Origin of the sequence: Rhodococcus sp. KB6 (genome assembly GCF_001445685.1) — a bacterium.
In the GTDB taxonomy this organism is placed as follows: domain Bacteria; phylum Actinomycetota; class Actinomycetes; order Mycobacteriales; family Mycobacteriaceae; genus Rhodococcus_F; species Rhodococcus_F qingshengii.
Genome location: NZ_LNAK01000008.1, coordinates 96615 through 105815 on the forward strand (window position 1 = coordinate 96615; position 9201 = coordinate 105815).

Annotated in this window: 13 protein-coding genes and 1 pseudogene; 5 read left to right on the top strand and 9 right to left on the bottom strand. The window is 61.2% G+C overall.

Annotation, left to right across the window (positions count from 1 at the left end):
• Positions 1-32: 32 nt before the first annotated feature.
• The 3 genes from ASU23_RS01840 to ASU23_RS01850 are packed head-to-tail and all read right to left on the bottom strand — an operon-like array spanning position 33 to position 1598.
• On the bottom strand, positions 33-464 hold the full coding sequence (locus tag ASU23_RS01840) for a DoxX family protein (RefSeq protein WP_003946228.1): 432 nt from the start codon (positions 462-464) through the stop codon (positions 33-35).
• A gap of 48 nt (positions 465-512) precedes the next feature.
• Positions 513-872: a GntR family transcriptional regulator gene (locus ASU23_RS01845; protein ID WP_003946225.1), complete on the bottom strand. Its 360-nt coding sequence runs from the start codon at positions 870-872 to the stop codon at positions 513-515.
• A gap of 42 nt (positions 873-914) precedes the next feature.
• A complete protein-coding gene (locus ASU23_RS01850; RefSeq protein WP_003946268.1) occupies positions 915-1598 on the bottom strand; it encodes an SDR family oxidoreductase in 684 nt (227 codons plus the stop codon).
• A 94-nt stretch (positions 1599-1692) separates the two neighbouring features.
• Between ASU23_RS01850 and arsC the strand changes: the two genes are divergently transcribed.
• Positions 1693-2046, top strand: a complete 354-nt coding sequence (gene arsC, locus ASU23_RS01855) for an arsenate reductase (glutaredoxin) (protein ID WP_003946209.1) — start codon at positions 1693-1695, stop codon at positions 2044-2046.
• A gap of 13 nt (positions 2047-2059) precedes the next feature.
• Here the strand turns inward: arsC and arcA are convergent, their stop codons facing one another.
• Positions 2060-3277, bottom strand: coding sequence for an arginine deiminase (gene arcA / locus ASU23_RS01860; protein ID WP_003946210.1), 1218 nt, complete (start codon positions 3275-3277; stop codon positions 2060-2062).
• Between the two features lie 99 nt (positions 3278-3376).
• Between arcA and ASU23_RS01865 the strand changes: the two genes are divergently transcribed.
• Complete coding sequence (locus ASU23_RS01865) at positions 3377-3865, top strand: FABP family protein (protein WP_054827500.1); 489 nt, start codon at positions 3377-3379, stop codon at positions 3863-3865.
• 5 nt (positions 3866-3870) lie between these two features.
• Complete coding sequence (gene soxR, locus ASU23_RS01870; RefSeq protein WP_058037036.1) at positions 3871-4350, top strand: redox-sensitive transcriptional activator SoxR; 480 nt, start codon at positions 3871-3873, stop codon at positions 4348-4350.
• Here the strand turns inward: soxR and ASU23_RS01875 are convergent.
• The 3 genes from ASU23_RS01875 to ASU23_RS34150 all read right to left on the bottom strand — a co-directional run bounded on the left by ASU23_RS01875 (position 4336) and on the right by ASU23_RS34150 (position 6013).
• Positions 4336-4818 carry a DUF2505 domain-containing protein gene (locus ASU23_RS01875; protein ID WP_054780866.1) on the bottom strand — a complete coding sequence of 161 codons (483 nt, stop codon included), beginning with the start codon at positions 4816-4818 and terminating at the stop codon, positions 4336-4338. The genes soxR and ASU23_RS01875 overlap by 15 nt on opposite strands.
• Before the next feature lie 48 nt (positions 4819-4866).
• A complete protein-coding gene (locus tag ASU23_RS01880; protein WP_007729029.1) occupies positions 4867-5712 on the bottom strand; it encodes an SDR family oxidoreductase in 846 nt (281 codons plus the stop codon).
• Positions 5713-5857: 145 nt separating this feature from the next.
• Complete coding sequence (locus ASU23_RS34150; RefSeq protein ID WP_003946253.1) at positions 5858-6013, bottom strand: hypothetical protein; 156 nt, start codon at positions 6011-6013, stop codon at positions 5858-5860.
• A 479-nt stretch (positions 6014-6492) separates the two neighbouring features.
• On the opposite strand from ASU23_RS34150, the gene ASU23_RS01885 reads away from it, so the two are divergent.
• Positions 6493-6909: a helix-turn-helix domain-containing protein gene (locus ASU23_RS01885; protein WP_003946231.1), complete on the top strand. Its 417-nt coding sequence runs from the start codon at positions 6493-6495 to the stop codon at positions 6907-6909.
• A gap of 60 nt (positions 6910-6969) precedes the next feature.
• Here the strand turns inward: ASU23_RS01885 and ASU23_RS01890 are convergent, their stop codons facing one another.
• Together ASU23_RS01890 and ASU23_RS01895 are read right to left on the bottom strand one after the other, a co-directional pair.
• Positions 6970-7971, bottom strand: a complete 1002-nt coding sequence (locus ASU23_RS01890; protein WP_003946245.1) for a hypothetical protein — start codon at positions 7969-7971, stop codon at positions 6970-6972.
• On the bottom strand, positions 7968-8468 hold the full coding sequence (locus tag ASU23_RS01895; protein WP_003946241.1) for an ImmA/IrrE family metallo-endopeptidase: 501 nt from the start codon (positions 8466-8468) through the stop codon (positions 7968-7970). The genes ASU23_RS01890 and ASU23_RS01895 overlap by 4 nt, the downstream gene beginning before the upstream one ends.
• Positions 8469-8646: 178 nt before the next feature.
• Between ASU23_RS01895 and ASU23_RS01900 the strand changes: the two are divergent.
• Positions 8647-9201 (top strand): annotated as a pseudogene (locus tag ASU23_RS01900) (hypothetical protein); the annotation flags it as partial.

Sequence of the window (9201 nt, forward strand, 5' to 3'; positions counted from 1 at the left end):
CAACAGCCGTTGAACCCGCCTTCTCACCCCGATCAAGCTGGGGTTTTAACCCAACCGTTGCCCTTGCCGATCAATCCGTCGATGCTGATGCGTCCTGCGCCGATAACAGCGATCAAGAGCGAACCGACACCGAGTGCGACGACGAGTTCATAGCCGCCGTTGTCTATGAAGACGCCCTTGTCGGCGTGCACGATGAAGAACGCGCCGACCATGTCGAGGAACAGCAGTGCGCCGACGAGCGGGGTCAGCAGACCCGCGATGAGCAGGATGCCGCCACCGAGTTCGATGGATGCTGCCAGAACTGCAGAAATCTTGGGGAGCGGGGCGCCCATCCCTTCGAATGCGGCCTGCGTTCCGGCGATCTTGTAGGTGAAGAACTTCTGCCAACCGTGGGCGATGAAGATGATCCCGAGGCCGACACGGGCGATGAGGAGTCCGAGGTCACGAGCAATCGACGAATTCATGAGCCAAGACTGACAGCTTTAAGTTGAAGCGTCAACTTAATCAATGTGTCACGCACCTCTCAATGCCGACTCCACCATGGCGACGATCTCAGTGTCGGAGTACCCGAGCGAGCGGACCTTATGCGCAAACGCGGTCGCCGCCTGCTCCGCCTGCGCCTGCACCGGATCGGTCCCCGAAGCGATGAACGTCCCTTGCTTTCCCCTCGTCTCGATCACGCCCTGATCGCTGAGCGCGCGATAAGCCTTCGCGACGGTGTTGGCCGCCAATCCCAGCTCCGAGGCCAATGCACGCACCGTCGGGATCTTGGTTCCCGCAATCAATCCGCCGCCGTGAACCTGCTCGATAATCTGTTGCCGCAGTTGGTCGTACGGAGCTGTGGAGGAATCGTGTTCGATCGCGATCTTCATCGTCACCCTCGTCGTATCTTCTCGGTCACAGCATCTTCTCTCTCACAAACCCTCGATCGCTTCGCGGATCGTATGCGGGCCGGAGGTCAGAACCAATATCTTGCCGACACTGGACGGCGCGTCGATGAGCGCTTCGATCACTGCGGCGACATCTGCACGAGGCACAGAGCCTCGATCGACGGGCGGCTCTGCAAGAAGGACTTCACCGGTGGGGTCGTCGTCTGTCAGAAGGCCTGGCCGAAGAATCGTCCAATCCAGCGAAGTCCTTGTCTTCAGGTCTTCCTCTGCTGCAGTCTTCGCCCGCAGGTAGGCGGCAAAAACCTCGTCGGTGTTCTCCGGTATTTCGTCACCAGCACCCATGGCGCTGATCTGTATGAACCGACGCACTCCCGCTTTCTCGGCGGCATCGGCCAACAGCACCGCCGCAGCTCGGTCTACGGAGTCCTTCCGCTCGATCGAGCTACCAGGTCCGGCGCCCGCGGCGAAGACCGCGACGTCGGCACCGTCGAGTACCTTCGCAACTTCCTCGACCGTGGAGGATTCCAGATCGATCACCACGGGGAACGCGCCGAGTGTGCGGACCGCACCCTCGTGCGCGGAGTTGCGGATCAGCGCTACCGGCCGATCACCATGTCCTGCCAGCAGGTACGTCAGGTGCTGCGCGATCTTGCCGTGCCCACCGGCAATGACCACGCGCCGTTCGTCCACACTTCGATGTTCCGTCATCGTTTTCTCCTCACAAGTCGGTACTTCAAGTGCAGCGCGCCGGAGGTGTCCGTTGTTCCCCTGTTTGTCCCACGAGTTCGGACACAGAGGCAGAATGACGGACATGGCATCTGCAACCATCTTCCACAATCAACGGTGCAACACGTCGCGGACTGTTCTCGGACTTATCCGCGACGCCGGCATCGAACCGACCATTGTGAAGTACCTCGATACTCCGCCTACCCGATCCGAGCTGGAAAAACTCCTCGCCGACGCCGGCCTCGAGCCCAGCCAAGCCGTTCGCAAGCGCGAAACGCAGTACAAGGAACTCGGGCTCGCCGATGCATCCGAATCCGAGATCCTCGACGCGATGATCGAGCACCCAATTCTGATCGAACGCCCGTTCGTGGTCACCGACAAAGGCACCGTCCTCGCGCGGCCTGCAGCCAAGGTGGAAGAAATTCTCTGACAGCGTCGACGGCTTACAGCGGATCGCGGGCGATCGGGCAGGACATGCACCGAGGACCACCTCGGCCGGACCCCAGTTCCGAACCCGCGATTCGCAAAACCTCGATACCCGAGGCCTCCAGCCTGGCGTTCGTTTCGACGTTGCGCTCGTAAGCGACGACGACGCCAGGCTCGACGGCGAGGGTGTTGTTTCCGTCGTCCCACTGCTCACGCTCGGCAGTCACCGTGTCGAGTCCGGTGTCGATCACACGCAGTTTTCCGATTCCCATGGCGTCGGCCGCCGCTTCGAGGAACGGCGTCGCACCGCGAATACTCACCCCGTCGTCTTCCTTGCGCAGAGTGAACGCCGCCAGGGTGTCCTGAATGGCCGGATACATGACGACCGCGTCGGCCTCGACCATGGTGCAAACCGTGTCGAGATGCATCGACGCTCGGCGTTGCTCGATCGGAACAACCAACACCGTGTGGGCGAGGCCGTCGTCGAACACGCTACGCGCCAATGCTTCTGCTCCGGCGGGTGACGTACGTTCACCGACACCGATTGCGATCACCCCCGGCGCGAGAAGCAGCACGTCACCTCCCTCGACAGGAGCCGTGTGCGACTCGTACGCGCGGCGCACGCCTTTGAATCGAGGGTGATGCGCGTAGACGAGATCCGTTATCGAGGATTCGCGAGCTCGCGCTGACAACGCCAAGGACGTGATGATGACCCGTGGCCCGACCCAGAACGACGAATCACGGGTGAAGAGCAAGTTGGGCAACGGGTCGATCACGAAGTCACCGCCGTGATGCATCCTGCGCACCAACGAGGTCGAGTCGGCATCGATCGGCAATTCGTCGAACGTCATTCCTGCAGTAAGGATCGACGAAAGCTCCTTCGGCTCCACCTTTCGCAGGTAGGCGGCCAGGTGTTGCCCGAGCGCGTGGCCGATCTTGCGTGCGTCGACGGCGGCCGCGATTCCCTGGATCCTCGCTGCGCCACTGACCTCGAGCGCCTCGGTGAGGAGATCGGACAAAAGCAGTACCTCGACGCCGCGCTCACGAAGGACGGTCGCAAACTGATCGTGTTCTTCCTGCGCGCGGTCCACCCACGGCAACGCGTCGAACAGCAGCTCGTCGTTGTTGCGCGGAGTCAATCGTTTCAACTCGTCGCCAGGTCGATGAAGAATGACCGATCGCAATCGGCCCACCTCGGAATCGACACCGAGGGGGACGGAGCCAGAAGCGTTCATGAGTGAACACTAATCCCGTAGGCCCCACCCAGCAGGGATAAGCAGCTGTCGTACCGGCCCGCGTAACGTCTGATCCGACGCAGGCGAGAGGACCAGGCAATGAGTAGTACGGATCAGGCGGCGCTGAACGGCGCCGGAATCGAGAGGTTCACCGGGCGCTGGGTCGGCGCTGGAGCCGGACATTTCCCCACCATCGACGACTTCGAGTACTCCGAGGAGATCGAGTTCGCGCCCACCCCGAAACCGTTTCTCACCTACTCGTCGCGCACTCGTGGGCTCCCCGACGGACGACCGCTTCACATGGAATCGGGATACCTGCGCCCAACACCGGGTGGTGAGCTCGAATTGCTGGTCAGCCAGCCCACCGGATTCGTCGAGATCCATCGCGGCACCCTCGACTCCGAAGGCACTCTCGCCTTGACCCGTCTCACGCTCGCAGCATCACCCGACGCAAAACCGGTTCACGACGTTCGGCGAGTCGTGCGCGTTCAGGGCGACACGCTGACATACGACCTGTGGATGGCGCACGGCGACACCCCGCTGACGCATCATCTCCACGCCACCCTCCACCGCGCGACGGACCGGTAGTCGCCATGGAGATGCCGTCGTGGAAGGCAAAGGAACTCACGCCCGGCCAGCTCTCCGAGCGCAGCGGTGTCGCCGTCTCGGCCCTGCATTTCTACGAACGAGAAGGCCTCATCGTCAGTCGCCGGACCAGCGGAAACCAGCGCCGATACCAACGAGACACGCTTCGACGCGTCGCCTTCATCAGAATCTCGCAACGCGTCGGCATTCCGCTGTCGGAAATCAGAGAGGCCCTCGGCACACTTCCTGAAGGCCGTACCCCGAACCGCGCAGATTGGGAAAGATTGTCGACCGTGTGGCGGCGCCACCTCGATCTACGCATCGAGCAACTGGAACGTCTACGGGACAACCTCACCGGTTGCATCGGTTGCGGGTGCCTCTCGTTGGAGGGGTGCGCCCTCGCCAACCCGCACGATCAACTCGCATCCGCCGGCCCGGGTGCGCGCGTTCTGGAAGTAGATTTCGGTGCAGGCTCAGGCGAGAAATGACTCGACGGCGTCCCGATCGCGCCCCAGCAAGTCCTCGACGGTCTTCTTCAGCAACTTCTCGATCTGGCCGCCGATGATCGGCATCTTCACCTCAGCCGTTCCGTCGACGACCAACCGCGTGCAGGACTCGGCGGCGGTGAGATCGAGCGTCGTCTCGATTCGGATCGGCAGTCCCCGCGCGATTCCGGTGACCGACCCTGCTGCACGCCCGTCCGACAGAGGTCCCCACCGATCGACCCGTTTCAGACCGAGCCGACTCGGCGCAACCTTGGCGACCAGGCTCGGGAGGGAGGCGGAGTCGATTTCCTCGGACACGGATACTTCGATCGATCCGTCTCGAACTTCGATGTCCGAGGTGGCATAAAGGTCTCCGAGTCTGCCTTTCCAATAATTCGAGTCTGTCAAAGTTCGATGCACGTCGTCGATCGGATATTTGAATTCGATATCGAAGTGAAAACTCTTCGGCATGACTTTGGTCCCTATTCGACTAGATAAAAGTCCCGGCGGAGTTAACGCTCATCGCTTGAGCAATTTACTGAACTGGTCGTTCGCTTTTTGCATCACGAACTCGTAAGGCAGGGCGAATTTGCGCGCCCACCAGTATCCGAATCGGATGTCATTGGACGTATATACGAGGTACGTATTCTTCTCGATTCCCCGCAGAATGCACGACGCCACCTTCTCCGGGGAGACAGCACGCGCCTCGAACCGGTGCGTGAGTTTTTCGACCCGCGGGTCGTTCCTGTCGATACCCGCTATTTCCACGGTTCCCACCAATGGCGTCTTCACCCCACCCGGCACAACCAGACTGACCCCGATTCCGTGCCGCTTCAGATCGAATCGCAGCACCTCGGACACCCCGCGAAGGCCGAACTTGCTCGCACTGTAGGCGGCGTGCCACGGCAGGGCCAAAAGTCCGGCAGCCGAAGACACGTTGACCAGGTGTCCACCCTTGCCGGCACGAATCATGGGTGGAACAAACGTCTCCATGACATGGATCGGCCCCATCAGGTTGACGTCCACCATGGACTTCCAATGCCGATGTTCGAGGTTCTCGATAGTTCCCCACGCCGAAATGCCGGCGATATTCATGACGACATCCATCGAAGAAAATTGAGTGTGAATCTCGGTACCGAATTTCACGACCTCGTCGTAGTCCGAGATATCGAGTGCCTTCGCCATGCTGACCGTGCCGCCGCCGGCGCCGACCATCGCGACCGTCTCTTCCAATCCGACGCTGTTGATATCGGTGAGAAACAATTCGGCGCCGACCTCTGATGCACGCAGCGCAGTTGCACGTCCAATTCCACTACCAGCGCCGGTGATCAGGCATTTCTTGCCGTCGAGCGACCTTACAGACATGGATGAACACTCCCCCGCACTCGTACTGTGGACATGCGGGAAAGTCTACGCACGCACGGTGCGGCCGCCCTGAAACACGCAAGACGACCAGCGGGGCACGGCCGTCCTCCGCGCAAACACCGCACAGAGACGACCGCAGCGAGCACTAGAGACGCTGCATCATCTGCTCTTGATAGCCCTTGACCGTACGGTCGAGTTCTTCCGCCGCTACATCGTCCCCACGCTTGCGTGCGTCGTGGGCTCGATCCTGAATTTCACGGATTGCGCGGCGCAATTCATCATCGCTCATCGTGTGTTTCATGTCACAATTCTGCACCCACTCGGAGGGTTTAGCTAGCACAGATCGCAATCCGGCAAACCGTTCAAGGTTCAACCCCGAGGTGATCCGCATGACATCGCAACCAGCCACCCTGATCGCGACCCCAAACCTTCAAACATCGCTTGAACTGCAGTTTTTCAATCGAAATAGTTGTGAAAAACCAGGCTAACGCATAGCTAATATCGCCAAAACGGGTAAAAGGTTTGATATTGGGCAGATTGGCCAAGTACTGGAAGGTTCGAATAGCGCAGTCGTAGCTGCACATTTCCGTGTGGCGGAAACTCAATGTGCGCTGAGACATAGCTGAGCACTCATTGGCCGGACGAATCGAATCTCGGACACATTTGACAACTAGTCCACTAAACAGACTACGGTGAGCTACCGATCGGTTATCCGCGTGATACCGTAGGATTCACTGAACGGACAATTGCTAGCTAGAGAGGATTACGGGGCGGTTCACAATGGCTGACTTTGCAGAACGATTGAACAAACTGTTCGACAGTGTTCATCCTCCGGGGCGCAAACCCCATACCAACGCCGAGGTTGCGGCAGCGCTCATCGAAGACGGCCATCAGATCTCCAAGCCGTACATCTCGCAGCTCCGCTCGGGACAGCGCACCAACCCCTCAGACGAGACAGTCGCAGCCTTCGCCCGGTTCTTCAAGGTGAAGCCCGACTACTTCTTCAACGACATCTACGCAGCCAAGATCGATCACGATCTCGAACTGCTCTCACAGCTCCAAGGCTACGGGCTTCGCCGCCTCTCGAGCCGTGCATTCGACCTCTCGGAAGAATCGCAGAATCTACTCACCACGATGGCTGAAAAGCTCCGCGCGAGTGAAGGTTTGCCAGAGGTTCCGCCTGACGCGTCACGCTGATGTGAACGTGCTGAAGCACTGACTCGATCTCGAGCACTGCAATGACATGGAGTAGGTCGACTACGAACGTCGACCTACTTTTGTCGTTTCATCGAGTTCTTTCGCCAACAACAACACCCATCGGCGCGCCGACATCTTCTCAGGAGGCGCAATCCACCTGGTGTCCAACACATCCGAGGCCAAGGGATCGGCGATCCACCCCGCCAAAATCCCCGCGTGTGCAGTGACGGCCCGCGGCGGTTCCTGACCACCGACGTCGAACATCCCGGCGCCGGACTGGATGTACATCGCATCCATGATCTGCGCGATCATGTCCGATGCCCGCAGCACAGACGTACTCCCGGCGCTGTCCGCGTCGACTACCTCGGGGAATCGCTTGACGAGAAGCGCGTGCATCCGCCGCAGCCGGTACAGATCTCGTCGCGCACGTAACCAGGTCTCGAGAAGCACCCACGTGATGCCCAGCGCAATCAGAACACTCGAGGCAGCGATGAACCACACCCCTGCGCCCGTCCAGATATCCGATTCGAGTGCGCCGGTGCCACCGATCGATTCGACAAGCATCACGACGACCACGACGAGCAGGATCGACGAACCGGTCACGATCAACGCGATTCCGCGCCCCAACGGCGCCCACGCAACGTGCCGTAGCCCCGTCGAAATGACAAGGGACAGAGCGACGATGATAAAGATCAGAGCCGGCGCCGGGTAGCCGAAGAGAACCGCGATCGCCACCAGGAGCCCCACCGAGTACAGCACGGTGGCGAGGCCGCGCATAGCCGGACGTGACATCACCGGCCACGCAGACACGGCGCCGACTGCACTGGCCGCAGACAACGCTGTCCACAAGACGATGACGATCATCGCGGCGGCATGCTGCTCCGGCGCAATGCGATCGACGATGTCCCATACCGCAGGCACCATGACCGTCGACGACAATGCGACCGAGAAGCCGGCGAAGACCATCGACATTCGCAACGGCGTCGCGGTGCGCGCGACAACTCGACCCAGTCTCGCGCCGGCTGCAACCCAGACGAGAAGGGCCACAGCCCAAAAGATCATCCGATCGCCTCGTCGTACCGCAACACCGACAGCGGTGTCCCACGGCCACTCATCGTTCGCAGACGCATGATCAACATCGACGCGAACGTCTCGGCTTCCCACTCCGCGATGTCGTCCATCGGCACGGGTTCGTTGCGCCGCAGAGAACGTTGACTCAACATGTAGGCGATCAAATCGTCACTGACCTCGAGCGTCGCCTCGGCGATCTCGGCACCCTCGTGGCGAAACACTATGTGCCCCAACTCATGTGCCAGAGTCCGCTCGACATTGGGTAGTCCGGGAGCCAAAACGATGACGTCGTGGTCGTCGTAGGCCCGGCGCTGACCGCACACTCCGGTGGCGAGAGGGGTTTCCAGATCGATCTCGATCGGGCGCCCACGCTCGCGGGCGACTGTCTGCACCACCGTCAGCAGTGACACTGCCTCCGACGACGCTGCTGCGTCGCATACGGCATCCACCGCGGCCAGAACGCGGCGATGTGAACGTCTGTCCGGCACGACTCACGCACCTCCCTGTGATCCGGGTGCCAGGAATTCGGCACGCGCGGCAGCCAATCGTGCCTTCTGCAGCGATGCTCCGCGGAAAGTCAGTGCTCCCGCACCGGCCGCTACCACTGCCATTCCGCCTACACCGCCGGCGACGGCGGCGGCGTTGAGAATCGGCGGAAGCCCTTGAGTGAACGCCGTCGGAAATGCCTGCGGGTTGTCAGTCGGAGCCGCGACGTTCGGAACGTTCGACGGTACCTGCGGAGCTACGGGTGCGGGTGCGGCCAGAACCTCGGGTGCGGAAGGGGCTGCGACTGCGCCCGGCGCAGCGTTTGCCGGTCCACCGGCAGAGGGTGCAGGCGCTCCGCCGCCCGCTGACGGTCCCTGCGGATCAGACGGTCCAGCCGGCGGAGCCGCTACCGCGGACGACTGCTCGGAACTCGGCTGCGATTCGGAAGGAGACTGTGTCTCGGAGGGTGCTTGGCTCGAAGGACTCTCGGTCTGCGAAGTTGCGTTGGTCGCAGAAGTTGCGTTGGTCGCGGGGGAAGCGCTGCTGCTCGGACGTTGCGACGCCGAAGGGTTGGTCGTGGGCTCAGTCGTGGTCGTGGGATCAGTCGTCGTGGGATCAGTCGTCGTGGGCTCAGTCGTCGTGGGCTCAGTCGTCGTGGGCTCAGTCGTCGTGGGCTCAGTCGTGGTCGTGGGCTCAGTCGTGGTCGGCTCAGTCGTCGTGGGCTCAGTCGTCGTG

Bases quoted from the DNA above. Each gene is read 5' to 3' on its own strand.
- ASU23_RS01840 (WP_003946228.1), bottom strand. From the start codon at position 464: ATGAATTCGTCGATTGCTCGTGACCTCGGACTCCTCATCGCCCGTGTC.
- ASU23_RS01875 (WP_054780866.1), bottom strand. From the start codon at position 4,818: ATGCCGAAGAGTTTTCACTTCGATATCGAATTCAAATATCCGATCGAC.
- ASU23_RS34150 (WP_003946253.1), bottom strand. From the start codon at position 6,013: ATGAAACACACGATGAGCGATGATGAATTGCGCCGCGCAATCCGTGAA.
- soxR (WP_058037036.1), top strand. From the start codon at position 3,871: ATGGAGATGCCGTCGTGGAAGGCAAAGGAACTCACGCCCGGCCAGCTC.
- arcA (WP_003946210.1), bottom strand. From the start codon at position 3,277: ATGAACGCTTCTGGCTCCGTCCCCCTCGGTGTCGATTCCGAGGTGGGC.
- ASU23_RS01880 (WP_007729029.1), bottom strand. From the start codon at position 5,712: ATGTCTGTAAGGTCGCTCGACGGCAAGAAATGCCTGATCACCGGCGCT.
- ASU23_RS01885 (WP_003946231.1), top strand. From the start codon at position 6,493: ATGGCTGACTTTGCAGAACGATTGAACAAACTGTTCGACAGTGTTCAT.
- ASU23_RS01845 (WP_003946225.1), bottom strand. From the start codon at position 872: ATGAAGATCGCGATCGAACACGATTCCTCCACAGCTCCGTACGACCAA.
- arsC (WP_003946209.1), top strand. From the start codon at position 1,693: ATGACGGACATGGCATCTGCAACCATCTTCCACAATCAACGGTGCAAC.
- ASU23_RS01890 (WP_003946245.1), bottom strand. From the start codon at position 7,971: ATGATCTTTTGGGCTGTGGCCCTTCTCGTCTGGGTTGCAGCCGGCGCG.
- ASU23_RS01850 (WP_003946268.1), bottom strand. From the start codon at position 1,598: ATGACGGAACATCGAAGTGTGGACGAACGGCGCGTGGTCATTGCCGGT.
- ASU23_RS01865 (WP_054827500.1), top strand. From the start codon at position 3,377: ATGAGTAGTACGGATCAGGCGGCGCTGAACGGCGCCGGAATCGAGAGG.